The organism is Streptomyces sp. NPDC090045 (assembly GCF_044747975.1).
Taxonomy (GTDB): Bacteria; Actinomycetota; Actinomycetes; order Streptomycetales; family Streptomycetaceae; genus Streptomyces.
Genome location: NZ_JBIVFA010000008.1, coordinates 350,966 through 368,334 on the forward strand (window position 1 = coordinate 350,966; position 17,369 = coordinate 368,334).

The 17,369-nt window shown below is 72.8% G+C and carries 14 protein-coding genes and 2 pseudogenes; 7 read left to right on the forward strand and 9 right to left on the reverse strand.

Annotated features, from left to right (window positions below; all coding sequences use genetic code 11):
• Positions 1 to 98 precede the first annotated feature (98 nt).
• Positions 99 to 1,478: an aminopeptidase P family protein gene (locus ACIPYQ_RS23055; protein ID WP_401254120.1), complete on the forward strand. Its 1,380-nt coding sequence runs from the start codon at positions 99 to 101 to the stop codon at positions 1,476 to 1,478.
• A 444-nt stretch (positions 1,479 to 1,922) separates the two neighbouring features.
• Here the strand turns inward: ACIPYQ_RS23055 and ACIPYQ_RS23060 are convergent, their stop codons facing one another.
• On the reverse strand, positions 1,923 to 2,852 hold the full coding sequence (locus tag ACIPYQ_RS23060; RefSeq protein ID WP_401254123.1) for a LysR family transcriptional regulator: 930 nt from the start codon (positions 2,850 to 2,852) through the stop codon (positions 1,923 to 1,925).
• Positions 2,853 to 2,963: 111 nt separating this feature from the next.
• Between ACIPYQ_RS23060 and ACIPYQ_RS23065 the strand changes: the two genes are divergently transcribed.
• Both ACIPYQ_RS23065 and ACIPYQ_RS23070 read left to right on the forward strand, forming a co-directional pair.
• Entirely contained in the window at positions 2,964 to 3,719 is a 756-nt protein-coding gene (locus ACIPYQ_RS23065) for an SDR family NAD(P)-dependent oxidoreductase (protein WP_401254126.1), read from the forward strand.
• Between the two features lie 53 nt (positions 3,720 to 3,772).
• Positions 3,773 to 3,982: a 4-oxalocrotonate tautomerase family protein gene (locus ACIPYQ_RS23070; protein ID WP_401254129.1), complete on the forward strand. Its 210-nt coding sequence runs from the start codon at positions 3,773 to 3,775 to the stop codon at positions 3,980 to 3,982.
• A 29-nt stretch (positions 3,983 to 4,011) separates the two neighbouring features.
• On the opposite strand, the gene ACIPYQ_RS23075 is transcribed toward ACIPYQ_RS23070, so the two are convergent.
• Positions 4,012 to 4,410, reverse strand: a complete 399-nt coding sequence (locus ACIPYQ_RS23075) for a RidA family protein (protein WP_361753935.1) — start codon at positions 4,408 to 4,410, stop codon at positions 4,012 to 4,014.
• On the reverse strand, positions 4,407 to 5,552 hold the full coding sequence (locus ACIPYQ_RS23080; protein WP_401254132.1) for an acyl-CoA dehydrogenase family protein: 1,146 nt from the start codon (positions 5,550 to 5,552) through the stop codon (positions 4,407 to 4,409). Before ACIPYQ_RS23080 ends, ACIPYQ_RS23075 begins: the two co-directional genes overlap by 4 nt.
• Before the next feature lie 127 nt (positions 5,553 to 5,679).
• Here ACIPYQ_RS23080 and ACIPYQ_RS23085 point away from each other — a divergent pair, with 127 nt between their 5' ends.
• The 4 genes from ACIPYQ_RS23085 (at position 5,680) to ACIPYQ_RS23100 (ending at position 9,543) form a co-directional block, all read left to right on the forward strand.
• Complete coding sequence (locus ACIPYQ_RS23085; RefSeq protein ID WP_401254135.1) at positions 5,680 to 7,356, forward strand: AMP-binding protein; 1,677 nt, start codon at positions 5,680 to 5,682, stop codon at positions 7,354 to 7,356.
• A gap of 4 nt (positions 7,357 to 7,360) precedes the next feature.
• Complete coding sequence (locus ACIPYQ_RS23090) at positions 7,361 to 8,161, forward strand: PaaX family transcriptional regulator C-terminal domain-containing protein (protein WP_401254138.1); 801 nt, start codon at positions 7,361 to 7,363, stop codon at positions 8,159 to 8,161.
• A 73-nt stretch (positions 8,162 to 8,234) separates the two neighbouring features.
• Positions 8,235 to 8,660, forward strand: coding sequence for a hypothetical protein (locus ACIPYQ_RS23095; RefSeq protein WP_401254141.1), 426 nt, complete (start codon positions 8,235 to 8,237; stop codon positions 8,658 to 8,660).
• A gap of 43 nt (positions 8,661 to 8,703) precedes the next feature.
• Complete coding sequence (locus ACIPYQ_RS23100; protein WP_401254144.1) at positions 8,704 to 9,543, forward strand: GNAT family N-acetyltransferase; 840 nt, start codon at positions 8,704 to 8,706, stop codon at positions 9,541 to 9,543.
• A 229-nt stretch (positions 9,544 to 9,772) separates the two neighbouring features.
• Here ACIPYQ_RS23100 and ACIPYQ_RS23105 read toward each other — a convergent pair whose 3' ends face one another.
• The 6 genes and pseudogenes from ACIPYQ_RS23105 to argF form a co-directional block, all read right to left on the reverse strand.
• A complete protein-coding gene (locus tag ACIPYQ_RS23105) occupies positions 9,773 to 11,701 on the reverse strand; it encodes a protein kinase (protein ID WP_401254147.1) in 1,929 nt (642 codons plus the stop codon).
• Positions 11,702 to 11,911: 210 nt separating this feature from the next.
• Positions 11,912 to 12,175: pseudogene (locus tag ACIPYQ_RS23110) on the reverse strand (hypothetical protein); the annotation flags it as partial.
• 33 nt (positions 12,176 to 12,208) lie between these two features.
• Positions 12,209 to 13,054, reverse strand: a pseudogene (locus ACIPYQ_RS23115) (IS5 family transposase); the annotation flags it as partial.
• Between the two features lie 16 nt (positions 13,055 to 13,070).
• A complete protein-coding gene (locus ACIPYQ_RS23120; RefSeq protein WP_401254150.1) occupies positions 13,071 to 15,308 on the reverse strand; it encodes a bifunctional salicylyl-CoA 5-hydroxylase/oxidoreductase in 2,238 nt (745 codons plus the stop codon).
• Positions 15,309 to 15,327: 19 nt separating this feature from the next.
• On the reverse strand, positions 15,328 to 16,155 hold the full coding sequence (locus ACIPYQ_RS23125) for an enoyl-CoA hydratase family protein (protein ID WP_361753917.1): 828 nt from the start codon (positions 16,153 to 16,155) through the stop codon (positions 15,328 to 15,330).
• 87 nt (positions 16,156 to 16,242) lie between these two features.
• Entirely contained in the window at positions 16,243 to 17,262 is a 1,020-nt protein-coding gene (gene argF / locus ACIPYQ_RS23130) for an ornithine carbamoyltransferase (protein WP_401254153.1), read from the reverse strand.
• Positions 17,263 to 17,369 lie beyond the last annotated feature (107 nt).

Sequence of the window (17,369 nt, forward strand, 5' to 3'; positions counted from 1 at the left end):
GTTAACGTGCCGCGGTGTGAGCTGTAACATAGTAATGTGAAATTGCACTGACAAGACCTGTGCGCCCATCAGTTCGCATCTTTTCTTGAAGGAGCCTCGTGACCGAGACCCCCGCCCTCCTCAACACGGGCAGTCACGACCGCCCGGTATCCCCGGAGTTGTCCCGCTTCATGGCGGGCGACTGGGCCGCTTCCCCGCTCCCCGACTCCGCGCGCGTACCGGCGTACGCCGTCACCCCGGCCCGCCGGGCGCGGCTCTCGGCCCGCTTCCCCGGCGAGCGTCTGGTCGTCCCGGCCGGCGAACTGAAGGTCCGCTCCAACGACTGCGACCACCGCTTCCGCCCGCACAGCGCGTACGCCTGGCTGACCGGCCTCACGGGCGAGGACCAGGCCGGTCACGTCCTGGTCCTGGAGCCCTCGGGCCCGCACGCGCACGAAGCGGTGCTCTACCTGCGGCCCCGCTCGCCGCGGGCGGGCGGGAACGAGGAGTTCTTCCGGGACCGCCGGTACGGGGAGTTCTGGGTGGGCCGCCGGCCGGACCTGGCGGAGGCGCAGCGCCTCACCGGCATCCGCTGCGCGCACCTGGACGAGCTGGGGTCACCGGCGGGCCGCAACGCGGCCTCCGACGCGGAACTGGCCTCCGTGCTCTCGGAGTTGCGCCTGGTGAAGGACGCGTGGGAGGTCGAGCAGCTCCAGCTGGCCGTGGACCACACGGCGGCGGGCTTCGAGGACGTCGTACGGGCCCTGCCGCGCGCGCTGGCCCATCCGCGCGGGGAGCGGTGGATCGAGGGGGTCTTCGGCCTGCGCGCACGGGCCGAGGGCAACGGCACCGGGTACGAGACCATCGCGGCCTCGGGCGCCCACGCCTGCACCCTGCACTGGATCCGCAACGACGGCCGGCTGAACGGGGACGAACTGCTCCTGCTGGACGCGGGCGTGGAGACGGACACCCTCTACACGGCGGACATCACCCGCACCCTCCCGCTGTCGGGCCGCTTCTCCCCCGTCCAGCGGCAGGTCTACGAGCTGGTCCTGGCCGCCCAGGACGCGGGCATGGCGGCGCTGCGCCCGGGGGCGAGCTTCGGGGACTTCCACCGGGCCGGGATGCGGGTGATCGCGGAGGGCCTGGCGGAGTGGGGCGTCCTGAAGGACGCGGAGGGCGACCTGCACCGGCGGTACACGCTGTGCAGCAGCGGGCACATGCTGGGACTGGACGTGCACGACTGCGCGAAGGCGCGGGCGGAGACCTACCTGGACGGCGTCCTGGAGGAGGGCCAGGTCCTCACCGTGGAGCCTGGCCTTTACCTCCAGCCCGACGACGAGACCCTCCCGGCGGAGCTGCGGGGCATCGGGGTCCGCATCGAGGACGACCTGGTCATCACGGCGGACGGCGCCCGCCTGATGTCGGGCGCGCTGCCGCGCACGGTCGCGGGCATCGAGGAGTGGATGGGCCGCCTACGGGACGCTGCCGCGGGCTGAGCCGATGCCCTGCCCTGAGCCGGGCGGGCCGGCGGGCAGGGCCGATCCGCCGCGACGAGACCGTGAGCCGGACGGCCCATCGGGCGGGGCGCGTCCCGCCACGTCAGGCCTCTTGGCTGGGCGGGCCGTCGGGAGGGGCTGATCCACTGCGGCGAGGCCCTGAGCCGGGGGCCCGTGGGGCGGGGCGCGTCCGCCGCGGCGAGGCCCTGAGCCGGGCGGGCCGTCGGGCGGGGCGCTCCCGCTGCGGCGGGAGCTTGAGTCAGGCGGGCCGTCCGCGGGGGCCCTCCGGGGCGTCTCCTCGGCTCGCGCCTGCGGGCACGGCACGAACGTCCGGGGCGGTTGCGCGCTCGTCCTGCGGGGACGCCCCTGCACGCCCCCGCTCCCGCACCTGGCGGCCCCCCGCCCGCCGGGGTGGGGGGATGCTGCCGATGCCCCGGGCGGCGGTCAGGCGGGGCGGTCCTCAGGCGCCGCAGCCCGGGGGGCCGTCAGGTGGGTGGTGAGTTCCTCTACGAAGGCTTCCAGATGGGGCGGGCGCGGTCCGGTGCGGGTGGCGCAGAACCAGGTGCGGGTCAGCGGCTCCGCGCCGATCCGCACGAGGGCGAGGCCGTGCGAGGCGACGTACGGGGCGGCCACCCAGTTGGGCAGGACCGTCACGCCCTGGCCGCCCGCGACCATCTCGACGACCAGTTCGGTGACCACCGGCATGGTGGTGATCCGGCCGGGCCGGGACCCCGGCGGGATCGGCAGCGGGATCGACGGGATGCGGCTCTGGTCGTAGCCGTCGTAGAGGACCAGGTCGACGCCGTCGAAGTCACGGGCGGTCAGGTGCTCGCGCGCGGCCCACGGGTGTCCGGCCGGCACCACGGCCATCATCTCGTCGTCGAACAGCCTGGTCAGGGACACCCGGTCCATCTGCAGGTCCGGCTTGGTGACCAGCGCGACGTCGACGAGGTCGGCGAGCAGCGCCGGGACCGGCGCGTCGTCGGGGACGGTCTCCAGGCGTACGTCGATGTCCGGCTCGCGCTCGCGGAAGGCGCGCAGTACGGGCGGCAGCCAGGGGAAGGTCGTACTGCACTGCGCGGTGAAGCGGACCCGCCGGTCGCGCCCGTCGCGGATCTCCTTCAGGTCCCGGGAGGCAGAGGCCAGTTCGCCGAGGACCTGGCGGGCCGCCACGAGCATCCGGCGGCCGGCGGCGGTGGGCACCAGGCGGCGGCCCTTGCGGTCGAAGAGCGGCATGCCCAGGCGGGCCTCCAGGCGGGTGAGCCGCTGGCTGAGGGCGGGCTGGCTCACGTAGAGCCGCTCGGCGGCCGCGGTCAGCGAGCCGGCCTCGGCGGTGGCGTCCAGGAGCTCCAGGTCGCGCAGATCCACATTCATAACGCGGGATTATGACATGCTCCAATTTCCGTCGTGGTGTTATGGGTTGATGGTTCGTAGGTTTCCGGTGTCAGCAGGACGGACCCCTCGCCCCGGAAGAAGGCACACACCATGACCGCCCACACCCACGCCACCACCGTCACCGCCCTCGTCACCGGCTCCTCCAGCGGCATCGGGCTGGACATCGCCCGCGCCTTCCTGGCGAGCGGCGCCAACGTCGTCCTCAACGGCCGGGACCCCGACCGCCTCGCCAAGGCCGCCGCCGCTCTCGGGCACCCGGAGCGGACCGCCTGGGTCGCGGGCGCCATCGCCGAACCGGAGACCGGTGAGGCGCTCGTCCGCACCGCGCTCGACCGGTTCGGCGCCATCGACGTCCTGGTGAACAACGCGGGCACCTTCGCCTCCAAGCCCTTCACCGAGGTCACCGAGGCCGAGCTCGACGGATTCCTGACGGGCAACCTCAAGGGGACCTACCTCACCACCCAGGCCGTGGTGCGGGCACTGCGCGCCCAGGGCCGCGGCGGCAGCATCGTCAACATCGGCACCGTCCTGGTGGACCACGCGCTGGCCGGCTTCCCGGCCTCCGCGCCCGTGGTCAGCAAGGCCGGAGTGCACGCGCTGACGACCAGCCTGGCCGCCGAGCTCGCCGCCGACGGGATCCGCGTCAACCTCGTGTCGCCCGGCATCATCCGCACTCCGCTGCACGCCGGCTCCGACGTGGACTCCTTCGGCGGACTGGCCCTGCTGAACCGGGTCGGCGAGGCCCCCGAGGTCGCCGACGCCGTGCTCTACCTCGCGGGCGCCACGTTCGTCACCGGCCACGCCCTGCGCGTGGACGGCGGCCACGTGACCGGCCGCGCCGTCTGAGCCCCGCCTGCCCGCCCGCGCACTCCCCTCTCATCGGAAGGACATCCACCGCCATGCCGTACGTCAACGTCAAGATCACCCGTGAGGGCGCCACCGCCGCCCAGAAGGCCGAGATCATCGCCGGTGTGACCGAGCTGCTGGTCAGGGTCCTCGACAAGGACCCGGCCACCACCTTCGTCCTCATCGACGAGGTCGACCTGGAGGACTGGGGCGTCGGCGGCGTCACCACGCGGGAGTACCGCCGCGCCCGTGCGCGGAGCTGAGCGGCACGGGCCCTGTTCCCCTCCGGCGGTTACGGCAGGACCGCGACCCCGTCGAGTTCGACCCGGGCCTGTTCGTCCCAGAGGCGGACCACGCCGATGACGGCCATCGCCGGGTAGTCGCGGCCCGCCAGCCGGCGCCAGATCCGGCCCAGTTCGGCCGAGCACTCGCGGTACGCCGCCACGTCCACGGCGTACACCGTCACCCTGGCCAGGTCCCTCGCGGCGCCGCCCGCCGCCGCGAGGGCGGCCAGGAGGTTGGTCAGGGCCACCTCGAACTGCTCCGGCAGGGTCTCCCCCACCACCTTGCCCGAGCCGTCCAGGGCGGTCTGGCCGGCCAGGAAGACGAGCCGGGATCCGGTGGCGGCGACCGCGTGCGAGAAGCCCGTCGCCGGCGACAGTTCCGGCGGGTTGATCCGCTCCGGGCTCATCGGGCCGCCACCTCCCCGGACAGGGTCCCGTACAGCTCCTTCGCGATGATCGTGCGCTGCACCTCGCTCGCCCCCTCGTAGATCCTCGGCGCCCGCACCTCCCGGTAGAGGTGCTCCAGCAGGTGGCCCCGCCGCAGGGCGACCGCCCCGTGCAGCTGGACCGCGTGGTCGACCACGTACTGGGCCGTCTCGGTGGCCAGCAGTTTCGCCATGGCCGCCCGGCGCGGCACGTCCGCGGCGCCCCGGTCGTAGGCCCCGGCCGCCGCGTACACCAGCAGCCGGGCCGCCTCCGTGCGGGTGGCCATCTCGGCCACCCGGTGCGCCACCGCCTGGAGGTCGCTCAGCGTCCCGCCGAAGGCCGCCCGCCCCGCCGTGTACGCCAGCGTCGCGTCGAGCGCGGCCCGGGCCATGCCCACCGCGAAGGCGCCGACGCTCGGCCGGAAGAGGTTCAGGGTGTCCATCGCGACGCGGAAGCCCCGCCCGGGTTCGCCGAGCAGGTCCCGCGGGCCGACCGGGACCCCGTCGAAGGCGAGGGAGCCGATCGGGTGCGGGGACAGCATGTCCAGCGCTTCGCCGGAGAGTCCGGGGCGGTCGGCGGGGACCAGGAAGGCCGAGACCCCCTTCGCCCCCGGCCCCTCACCCGTCCGGGCGAACACCGTGTAGAAATCCGCTTCCGGGGCGTTGGAGATCCAGCACTTCTCCCCGCTGAGCCGCCAGCCGCCCCGCGCGTCCGGGTCGGCGTCGGCCGCCAGCGCCAGCGCCGCCGCGTCCGAGCCGGCGCCCGGCTCGCTCAGCGCGAAGGCCGCCACCGCCCGCCCGGCGCGCACCTGCGGCAGCCAGCGCTCCCGTTGCGCCTCGCTCCCGAACCGCAGCACCGGGTACGCCCCCAGCCCCTGGAGGGCGAGGGCCGTCTCGGCCTCCGTGCAGCCGTAGGCGAGGGACTCGCGCAGCAGGCACAGTTCCAGCGCGCCCGAGGCGAACACCCGCTCCAGCAGGCCCAGCTCGCCCAGCGCGGCCAGCAGCGGCCGGTTGACCCTTCCCGGTTCCCCCTTCTCGGCGAGCGGCCTCAGCCGGTCGGCCGCCAGTGCGCGCAACTGCCCGCACCACTCCTCCTGGTCCACTCCGAGCGCGAATCCGGTCATCCGAATGTCCCCGCATCTATCGCGTCCTGTTGACTGCCGTCACCATCACGATACGCTCGTAGGGCAAACAGCACGGCCGGCCCCACCCATTCCGGACCGCTGCAGGGGGCGACCCGCCTTGGACCTCATGCCTTCCGCTCACACGGACACCTTCGCCCGTGACCATCTGCCACCCGCCCACACCTGGCCGGAGCTGGTCTTCGATCTGCCCGAACTGGCCTACCCCGACCGCCTGAACTGCGGGGCGGAGCTGCTCGACGCCACGATCGCCCGGTTCGGCCCCCGGGGCGCCGACCGCCCGGCCTTCCGCAGCGGCACGGGCGAGGTGTGGACGTACGGCGGGCTGCGCGAGCGCGTGGACCGCCTCGCCCACGTGCTCACCGTCGACCTCGGCGTCGTCCCCGGCAACCGGGTGCTGCTGCGCGGACCCACCGGCCCCTGGCTCGCCGCCTGCTGGCTGGCGGTCATGAAGGCGGGCGCGGTGGCGGTGACCGTACTGCCCCAGCAGCGCGCGAAGGAACTGGCCACGGTGTGCGCGATGGCCCGGGTCCGGCACGCCCTGTGCCATGCGGACGTACTGGACGACCTGGTCAAGGCCGAGGTGCCGGGGCTGCGGATCACCGCGTACGGGGGCGGCGCGCGGGACGACCTGCTGCGGCTGGCCGAGAGACACGAGGAGCCCTTCCCGGCCGCCCCGACCTCCGCCGACGACGTCGCCCTGATCGCCTTCACCTCCGGGACCACCGGCCGGCCCAAGGGCTGCATGCACTTCCACCGCGACCTGCTCGCCGTCGCCGACACCTTCTCCCGCAGCGTGCTGCGCCCCCGCCCGGACGACGTGTTCGCGGGCAGCCCGCCGCTCGGGTTCACCTTCGGCCTCGGCGGGCTGGTCGTCTTCCCGCTGCGGGCGGGCGCGTCCGCGCTGCTGCTGGAGGAGGCGGTGCCGCGCCGGCTGCTGCCCGCGCTCGCGGAGCACCGGGTGACGGTGCTGTTCACCGCGCCCACCGCGTACCGGACGATGCTGGACGCCCTGGGCCCGTACGACGTGGGCATGTACGACCTGTCCGCGCTGCGCCGCTGCGTCTCGGCCGGGGAGAACCTGCCCGCCGCCACCTGGCAGGCCTGGTACGAGCGGACCGGCCTGCGGATCATCAACGGCATCGGGGCGACCGAGCTGCTGCACATCTTCATCTCCGCCGCCGACGAGGAGATCCGGCCCGGTACGACCGGCCGGGTGGTCCCGGGCTGGCAGGCCCGGGTGGTGGACCGGTCCGGCCGGCCGGTCGCGGACAACGAGCCGGGGCTGCTGGCCGTCCGCGGCCCGGTGGGCTGCCGCTATCTGGCGGACCCCCGGCAGGGTGAGTACGTACAGGACGGCTGGAACCTGACGGGTGACACGTACGTGCGCGATCCGGAAGGCTATTTCCGCTACGTCGCCCGGGCCGACGACATGATCGTCTCGGCGGGGTACAACATCGCGGGCCCGGAGGTGGAGGAGGCCCTGCTGCGCCACCCGGACGTGGTGGAGGCGGCGGTCGTGGGCCGCCCGGACGAGCGACGCGGGCAGATCGTGGTGGCGTACACCGTCGCACGTGACGGTGTGGTCCTCACCGAGGAGGCCCTGCGCACCTTCATGCGGGAGGAGCTGGCCCCGCACAAGTGCCCGCGCTCCTTCGTCTTCCTGCCCGCGCTCCCGCGCACGGCCACCGGCAAGCTGCAGCGCTTCCGGCTGCGGGACCTCGGCACGGGGCCGGACCGGACCGACCGGACCGACCGGCCCGACGCGCCTGACGGCCTAGAGTGAAACCGTGGTCGAGCAGCACACCCCGCGATCTCTGATCGTCACGTTCTACGGAGCCTACGGGCGGGCCTTCGAGGGCCCGGTCCCGGTGTCCGCGCTGGTCCGCCTGCTGGGCGCGGTCGGCGTGGACGCCCCGTCGGTCCGCTCGTCGGTGTCCCGGCTGAAGCGGCGCGGCTTCCTGCTGCCCGGGCGCGCCGCGGACGGCTCGGCGGCGTACGGGCTCTCCGAGGAGGCGCAGCAGCTGCTGGACGACGGCGACCGCCGGATCTACGGCAGTCCGCAGCTGTCGGACGAGTGGCTGGTGGCGGTGTTCTCCGTCCCGGAGCAGGAACGGAACAAGCGGCACCTGCTGCGCTCCCGGCTGGCCCGGCTCGGTTTCGGCGCGGTGGCGCCGGGCGTGTGGATCGCCCCGGCCCGGCTGGCCGAGGAGACCGCGCACACCCTGGAGCGGCTGCACCTGACGCCGTACGTGGAGCTGTTCCGCGGGACCCACCTCGGCTTCGCGCCGAGCGCCGAGGCGGTGGGCCGTTGGTGGGACCTGGCGGCCCTGGCCAAACAGCACGAGGAATTCCTCGACCTGCACGAACCGGCCCTGCGCGCCCTGCAGTCCGGCCCGGAGCCGACGCCGGAGGAGGCCTACCGGGGCTACCTGTTCGCGCTGGACTCCTGGCGGCGCCTGCCGTACGCCGATCCGGGCCTGCCGCGCGAGCTGCTCCCGGCGGGCTGGCCGGGCGACCGGGCGGCGGCCGTCTTCGCCGAACTCCACGCGCGGCTGCGCGAGCGCGGGGCGGCCTTCGCGGAACCGTGAGCGGCGCCGTCATCGGCACCGTCTTCGGAGCCGTGAGCGGAACCGTGCGGGGCGCCGAAACGTCGAGCGGGGTATGACGCCACCCGGCACGCCGCCTGGCACGCCACCCGCCACGACCGCGGCCCCCTCCCTGCGGAAACGTCTCTTCACACTGGTCCCCGCCACTCTCGCCGGGCTCGCGGCGGGCTGCCTCGCCATCGTGCTGGCCTCCCACGCCCGGGAGTACTGCGACGCGGGCGCGGACGCGGGCGGCCGCTTCGAGCTGGGCCTCACCCTGCTACCGCTGACCGCGGGCTTCGGCGTGGTGGCGCTGCTCGTGGCGTACCTGCTGGACCGGCAGCCCGTGGCCCTGCAACTGGGCACCGTCCTGGTGGTGCTGGCCGGCCTGACGATCCTGTACTTCGCCGTGCGCGGCACCCTCGACGGCTATCCCGGGGACCGGGCCAAGTGCGGCCCGGACAACGTGCCGCCGTGGTGGCCGGGGTGGCTGCCCGCCTGAAATTTCCGGTGCGGCCGCGGACGGCGGCGCGCCAGAATGCGCCATGACGTGGACCTTCACCTCCGACCTCGCGGCCTATCTGGCCGCCGCCCACCCGACCGTGGCCGCGCGGCCCGTCTCCGACACCCTCATGCTGACCGTGACCGACGCGCTGGAGCGGCGCGGCAGCGACGCCTACGGGGCCGAGGCGCCCCTCTTCGGCTGGTGGACCGGGGCCGACGGGGCCGTCGCCGGCGGGCTGCTGTGCACGCCGCCGTTCCCGATGGTGCTCGGCGTGGTGCCGGCCGAGGCGGTCCGGGCGCTGGGGGCCGCGCTCTCCGCCGAGCCGCTGCTCGCCGGGATCCGCGCGTTCAACGCCCGCCGCCCGGACGCGGAGGCGCTGGCCGCGGCCTGGGGTCGGCCCACCCGGATCACGGAGGAGCTCCGCCTGTACCGGCTGGCCGGCCTGGTCGCCCCGGATCCCGTCCCGGCCGGGCGGCCGCGGACCGCCACCGAGGCGGACCTCCCGCTGCTGCTGGAGTGGATCGAGGCCTTCCACAAGGAGGCGGGCGGGCACGGCGCCGCCTCCGAGGCCGCCCTGCGCGACCGCATCTCGTACGGCGGGGCCCTGCTGTGGGAGCACGAGGGCGAGCCGGTCTCCCTGGCGGGCTTCTCCCGCCCGATCTGCTCGGCCTCCCGCATCGGCCCGGTCTACACCCCGCCCGCCCTCCGCGGCCGCGGCTACGCCGCCGGGGCCACCCACGCGGCGACCCGGGCCGCGCACGCGGCCGGCGCCACGGAGGTCCTCCTCTTCACCGACCTGGCCAACCCCACGAGCAACGGCGTCTACCAGCGCCTGGGCTACACCCCGGTCGAGGACCGCGCCGAGGTCGTCCCGGTGTGAGCGCACCGGACCGGACCGCCACGGGGACGGCTAGGTCGTGTTTTAGGTGGTATCGCGGCGGACGATCTCGTAACCGCCTTCGTGCAGGGTGGCCAAGGAGGCGAACCAGACGGGTCGTTTTCGTCGGGCTGGACGACCACGAATGGTCACCTTGTCTGGCCTCGCGCGAGCCCTGCACGACACAGCGGTTCCCGTGGTAGGCGATGCTGGCGGGCGAAGTACGCTTCGGTCACGGCTTTTTACGTTCTAGATAGAGGCCCTCCCCGCCTACTCTGGGCAGACCAAGGATGTCTCCGTGCAGGACGTCGCGCCGGGGGATCGTGTAGCGGTACCCCACGGTGACCGTCTTGCAGTACCCCAGGTCCGTCGATTCGGCCTGGTCCAACCGGCCGGGGGGAATGAGGAGCTGGTTGCCCCTGGTGGACCAGATCTTCGCCGTGTACTGACAGGTTTCCCGGTCGACCGTGCGCCTGTACGTCAGCTCGCCTGCCCCTGCTCCGTCGGGGATGTTGATTGAGACCGTGTCAAGTTTCCACTCCCAGGTGCCCCGGAAGGCGCTGACCTCTGGGTCTCGAGCCGTCGGGTCGTACCGCTCCAGTTCCGCCGTGTACGCCGCACCCGCCCAACTCAGCGCTTTGCCACCGCCGTCACCGATGGTCAGGACCGACTCGGGCCCCGTGCCGCAGGGCTTGCCGATGTCGCTGACGATGGAGCTCTTGAGCCGGACCTCCCTCAGATGCAGCTTCCGCACCCTGTTCTCGGAGTCGTACTCCGTGGACGCCGGCACGCTCTGGAACACGCACAGACTCCTCGAGTTCAGCAAGGAGACTTCAGCAACAGGGGCGCTGCCCGCTTCATCCTTGATCGCCACTCGGACGTGCGTCTGGTACGGCTTCCCTCCCTTCTCCTTGGCCTCGCCCTCCCAGGTGCCGAGGAACGCTGCCGGCACCGAATCGAGTTTCGGGCCGGGCTTGTCGTCGCCGCCCCGGGGGACGAGCGCAAGCAGCGGAAGGCTGGACAGGGTCAGAGTGACGGCTATTGCCGTGAGCACGATTGCTTTGGTGCGACCGCGGCCCGGCGGGGTGCCGGGTTCCGTGGGAATAGTCGATCCCTCTGGCGGCTCGGGTGCCGGCGACTTCGGGGCGCGAGGGACTCGGCTCGGGCCCGGCTCGGGCTGCGGCCGCAGGGCTGTGACCGTTTTCAGCTCCGGCACCGGCAGGGTGGGCAGCGTGTCCAAGGTGGTCGACGTCGGCTGCCGCGCGGGGTCGAAATCCAGAAGCTTCGCTGCATCCCGTCCCAGCTGTTCGAGGAGCTCGCCCGGCAACCAGGGTCTGGGCGGCCGGTACGCAGCCGCTCGTTCGGCGACCTCCTGCGGAGTGGGACGCCGGACCGGGTCCCGGTGCAGGCAGTCGCGTATGAGGTCGAAGAGCGGCTGCGTTAAGCCTTCCAGATCAGGCTCCTCCTCGGCCACCCGGAGCATCAGGGCGTGCACACCCAGGTCCGCCGAGCCGAAGGGAGCGCGTCCCGTGGCGGCATAGGCGAGGACCGAGCCCAGGCAGAACAGGTCGCATGCAGGGGTGAGTTCCTGGCCCCGCACTTGCTCCGGCGACATGAAGCCGGGCGAGCCGATGACCGCGCCGGTCCGCGTCCGTACCCCGTCCGCGAGGGTCTCCAAGGGGCGAGCAATGCCGAAGTCGATGACGCGAGGACCGTCCACGGCGATCAGCACGTTGGACGGCTTCAGGTCGCGGTGGATCAACCCTGCCTGGTGAATGGCCCCCAGAGCGAGCGCGAGGCGGTGGGCCAGGGCAAGCACCGACGGCTCGGGCAGCGGCCCGTAGCGCTCGGCGACGACCGTGTGCAGATCCGGTCCGGGCACGTAGCCGGTGGCGACCCAGGGGGTGATGGCCTCGGTATCGGCGTCCAGGACTGGTGCGGTCCATCTCCCGCCGACTCTCCGCGCGGCCGCGACTTCCCGAGCGAAACGACGTCGGAATTCGGGGTGGTGTGCAAGCTCGGCCTGCACGACCTTGACGGCAACCGTGCGTCCGCCCTCGGAACGTGCCAGATAGACGCGGCCCATGCCGCCGGCGCCGAGACGGGCGATGAGGCGGTACGGGCCTATGTGCGCGGGGTCATCGGCGATCAACGGATCCACAAGAGGACGGTAGACGCATCACCCGGCCGGAACAACGCCGACTGCTCGGCCTGCCTGCAAGCCACAAGCGCGGCCTGTCGCCAATCTGTGGCTATTTCATCAACTATCCGGGTCAACCAAGCCAGTTAGCGAACGTGGGTACGAATTCGCGATAGGTTTGGATGCCCTCGGGTCGGCTCCGAAGCCGACGCCCGTCCCACAGGAGCCTGTTCATGCAGAAGGTGCTAGGTCGCCCGCGATCTGGTTGATGCTGGTTTCGATGGTGACGTCGTGCTCGCGTCGACTGGTGTCGCACCGGACGATCTCGTGGCCGCCCTCGTCCAGCACCGCGACGGAGGCGAACCAAACGGAATCGTCCTCGTCGGGCTGGATGACGATGAAGGTGTTGTCTGAGCCGTTCAAGTCGCTGACCAGCATGAACAAGGCGTCTTCGGACGGGTCGTCGACGTGGTCGCCGTTCTCGCTGTCCGCGCCAGCATCACACGCCCCGTATGGCCGGCGCGTGGATCACAGCCACTGGTGGATCGCAGCGACCTGGACGGCCGCCTCGAACCGGACCGCGAGCTTGTCAAAGCGGGTGGCGACCGCCCGGTGCTGCTTGAGGCGGCTGATTCCGCACTCGACCGCGTGCCGGGCTTTGTAGTCCTGCCGGTCGAAGGCCGGTGGGCGTCCATCGACAGGACCTCGGCGCTTGCGGTTGCGGACCTGGTCGGCCGGTTCCGGGATGGTGCATCTGATCCCGCGTCTGCGCAGGTAGGCGCGGCTTGGGCGGGAGGAATACGCCTTGTCGCCCCGTACTCGCAGCGGTCGGCTTCGTGGCCGGCCCTGACCGGTTCTGGGAACCCGGATTGCGTTCAGGACCGCCTCGAACTGCGGGCTGTCACCCCGCTGCCCGGCCGTGACCAGCAGCGACAGTGGCTTCTGCCCCTGCTCGCACGCCAGATAGATCTTCGTGGTGAACCCGCCCCGCGACCTGCCCAGCCCGTGGTCGTCCGGCTCGTCATGGACCCCACCGGGCGGTTCCTTTTGCCCGGCGCCGTTCCGGCGGGCACCGGCCGCGTGCTGGTGGGCCCGGCAGATCGTGGAGTCGACGTTCACTTCCCACGCGATGAGCCCAGCCGCGTCAGCTCCCTGCAGCAACGTCAGCAGCCGGGCCCACACACCCTGCCGCTGCCAGCGTCGGAACAGTCCGTAGACGGTCTGCCAGGGTCCGTACTCGGCTGGCAGATCACGCCACGGAACCCCAGTCCGCACCCGCCACCGCACACCGTCCACCAGCCGCCGTCGGCCCAACGACCTGCGACTCACACCCGCCACAGGCAACAACGACTCCAGCACCGACCACTGCTCATCCCACCTAAAACACGGCCTAGCCGCGTCCCGTAGGCGGTTTGCGGCTGCCCGCGCGGTACGGGGCCGGCCAGGGGGCGCCCGGGCCTTCGTAGGACTGGTCGGCGGCCGCGTGGAGGGTCCAGTGGGGGTCGTAGAGGTGCGGGCGGCCGAGGGCGCAGAGGTCGGCGCGGCCGGCCAGCAGCAGGGAGTTCACGTCGTCCCAGGAGGAGATGGCGCCGACCGCGATGACGGGGACGCCGAGCGCGTTGCGGATCCGGTCGGCGTACGGGGTCTGGTACGAGCGCCCGTACTCGGGGGCTTCGTCCGCGACCACCTGGCCGGTCGAGACGTCGATGGCGTCGGCGCCGTGGGCGGCGAAGGCGGCGGCGATCCGCACCGCCTCCTCGGGCGTGGTGCCGCCGGGCGCCCAGTCGGTGGCCGAGAGGCGGACCGTCATCGGGCGGTCCTCGGGCCAGACCGCGCGAACCGTGTCGAAGACCTCCAGCGGGAAGCGCAGGCGGTTCTCCAGGGTGCCGCCGTAGGCGTCCGTGCGGTGGTTGGTCAGGGGGGACAGGAAGCCGGAGAGCAGGTAGCCGTGGGCGCAGTGCAGTTCCAGCAGGTCGAACCCGCAGTCGGCGGCGCGCACGGCGGCCGCCGCGAACTCGGAGCGCAGCGCCACCAGGTCCGCCTGTCCGAGGGCGCGCGGGGGCGCGGAGACGCCCGGCCGGTAGGGCAGCTCGGAGGCGGCCACCAGCGGCCAGTTGCCCTCCGGGAGGGGGTCGTCCATGCCCTCCCACATGACCCGCGTCGAGCCCTTGCGGCCCGCGTGCCCGAGCTGGACGCCGAGCGCGGTGCCGGGTGCGGAGGTGTGGACGAATTCGGTGATCCGTCGCCAGGCCGCCGCCTGTTCCTGGGTGTAGAGGCCGGCGCAGCCGGGGGTGATCCGGCCCTCTGCGGAAACGCAGACCATCTCCGTCATCACCAGGCCGGCCCCGCCGAGGGCCCGGGCGCCCAGGTGCACGAGGTGGAAGTCGCCCGGGACTCCGTCCACGGCCGAGTACATGTCCATCGGGGAGACGACGACCCGGTTGCGCAGGGTCAGGCCGCGCAGGGTGAGGGGGGTGAACATCGGCGGGGTGTGCTCGTCCGGGCAGCCGAAGTCGCGTTCCACCGCGCGCGCGAACCGCTCGTCGCGCAGCCGCAGGTTGTCGTGCGTGACCCGGCGGCTGCGGGTGAGGAGGTTGAAGGCGAACTGCCGGGCGGGCTGGTCGACGTATCCGGCGAGCTCCTCGAACCAGGCCCGGCTCGCGGCCGCGGCCCGCTGGGTGCTGGCGACCGCGGGGCGGCGCGCCGCCTCGTACGCGGTGAGGGCGGCCGGTACGTCGCCCTCCGCTCCGGCCACCGCTTCGGCGAGGGCGAGCGCGTCCTCGACGGCCAGCTTGGTGCCGGACCCGATGGAGAAGTGGGCGGTGTGCGCCGCGTCGCCGAGCAGGGCCACGTTGCCGTGTGACCAGCGCTCGTTGACGAGGGTGTCGAACCGCGTCCAGGTCGAGCGGTTGCCGCGCAGCGGCCGTCCGCGCAGGGCCTCGCTGAAGATCTTGGCGCAGCGGGCCGCGGACTCTTCCTCGTCGCACAGGTCGAGGCCGGCCGCGCGCCAGACCTCCTCCCGCATCTCGACGATCACCGTGGAGGCGTCCGCCGAGTAGGGGTAGGCGTGCAGTTGCATGACCCCGTGCTCGGTCTCGGCGATCTCGAAGCGGAAGGCCTCGAAGGCGAAGTCGGCGGCGAGCCAGATGTAGCGGCAGCGCCCGGGGGTCAGCGTCGGCCCGTAGTGCGCGGCCCCGTCCTCCCGGATCGCGCTGTGCACTCCGTCCGCCGCGACCACCAGGTCGTACGCGGCGGCGAGGTCCCGTACGTCCGGGGCCGCGGTGCGGAAGCGGAGCCGGACGCCGAGTCCGGCGCAGCGCTCGTGCAGGATCTGCAGCAGCCGGCGCCGCCCGATGGCCGCGAAGCCGTGGCCGCCGGAGGTCAGCAGCCGGCCGCGGTGCACGATGTCCACGTCGTCCCAGCGCACGAACTCGGCGCTCAGGGCCGCGTAGACGACGGTGTCGGCCCGCTCGATGCCGCCGAGGGTCTCGTCGGAGAGGACCACGCCGAAGCCGAAGGTGTCGTCCGGGGCGCCCCGCTCCCAGACCTCCACGGCGTGGCCCTGGCGGGCCAGGAGCGCGGCGGCGTACAGCCCGCCCGGTCCCCCGCCGGCGACGGCGACCCGCATGACCCCCGGAGACACCCCCCTACCTGCCCTTCCAGGCGGGCGGCCGCTTCCCGGTGAAGGCCGCGTGGAACTCCGCGTAGTCCTGGCCGTTCATCAGCAGGGCCTGGGTGGCGGCGTCCAGCTCCACCGACGCGGCCAGCGGCATGTCGAGTTCGGAGGTGAGCAGCGCCTTGGTCTGGGCATAGGCGAGCGCGGGCCCCGAGGCCAGGTGCGCGGCGAGTTCGGCGGCCCGTACGTGGGCCTTGCCCTCCTCGGTGAGCTCGCTGAGCAGGCCGATCCGCTCGGCTTCGGGGGCGCGTACGGGCTCTCCGAGCATCAGCAGCCGGGTGGCGTGGCCGAGGCCGACGACCCGGGGCAGCAGGTAGGCGGCGCCCATGTCGCCGCCGGAGAGGCCGACGCGGGTGAAGAGGAAGGCGAAGCGGGCGGTGGGGTCGGCGATGCGGAAGTCGGCGGCGAGCGCGAGGACGGCGCCGGCCCCGGCGGCCACCCCGTGCATGGCGGCGATCACCGGGAAGGGGCATTCGCGGAGGGCGCGCACCACCTGGCCGGTCATCCGGTTGAAGTCGAGGAGCTGGGCGGTGTCCATGGCGAGGGTGGCGCCGATGATCTCGTCCACGTCCCCGCCGGAGCAGAAGCCGCGTCCCTCGCCGCCCAGGACGAGGGCGCGCACGGAACGCTCACGGGACAGTTCGGCGAGCAGATCGCGCAGGTCGGCGTAGGCGCCGAAGGTGAGCGCGTTCAGCTTTTCGGGGCGGTCGAAGGTGACGGTGGCTACGCCGTCCTGCCGGGTGACCCGGAGGTGGTGCCACCGTTCGGTCGCTGCTGTGGAACCGGTGAAGGGGCTCACACGATCGACGGTATCACCAGATCGTGACTGCCGTCAGATGTGCGCGACACCGCGTCGGCCTTCACGTCCGCCCCCCGCGGCGTATGACTATGCGTCACTCCGGCCGGGGCGGCCGAGCGTGGCGACGAGTACGGCCTTGATGGTGTGCAGCCGGTTCTCGGCCTCGTCGAAGACGACGGAGTGCGCCGACTCGAACACTTCGTCGGTCACCTCCAGGGATTCCAGCCCGTGCCGCTCGTGGATCTCCCGGGCCACCTTGGTGCCGAGGTCGTGGAAGGCCGGCAGGCAGTGCATGAACTTCACGTCCGGGTTCCCGGTGGCCCGCAGCACGTCCATGGTCACGGCGTACGGGGACAGGGCCGCGATCCGCTCGTCCCAGACCTCCTTGGGCTCGCCCATGGACACCCAGATGTCGGTCACCACGAAGTCCGCCCCCGCAACCCCCTCGGCGACCTCCTCGGTCAGGGTGATCCGCGCGCCGCTCCCCTGCGCGAGCTCCTGCGCCGCGGTCACCACCGCATCGGCCGGCCAGTAGGCCCGGGGCGCCACGATCCGTACGTCCATGCCCAGCAGCGCACCGGTCACCAGGTACGAGTTGCCCATGTTGAAGCGGGCGTCGCCGAGGTAGGCGAAGGCGATCCGGTCCAGCGGCTTCGCGGTGTGCTCGGTCATGGTGAGGACGTCGGCCAGCATCTGGGTGGGGTGCCAGTCGTCGGTGAGACCATTGAAGACGGGCACGCCGGAGTGGGCGGCGAGCTCCTCGACGGCCTCCTGGCTGTCACCGCGGTACTCGATCCCGTCGAACATCCGGCCGAGCACCCGCGCGGTGTCGCGGATGGACTCCTTGTGACCCATCTGGGAGCCCGCGGGGTCGAGGTACGTGGTGTGGGCGCCCTGGTCCGCGGCGGCGACCTCGAAGGCGCAGCGGGTCCGCGTCGAGGTCTTCTCGAAGATCAGCGCGATGTTCCTGCCCTGAAGGAGGCGCTGCTCGACCCCGGCCTTCTTGGCCGCCTTCAGCTCGGCGGCGAGCTCGACCAGGCCGCGGAACTCGGCGGCCGTGAAGTCGAGCTCCTTGAGAAAACTGCGGCCTGCGAGGTCGGTGGCCATGGGGTCGCTCCAGCGTCACGGTGACAGGGGATGCTGGAAGTCTATACGATCCTCTGCATTGATATACAGAGCCCTGTTCCCGCCCTCCCCCGTCGTCCCGTGCCCTT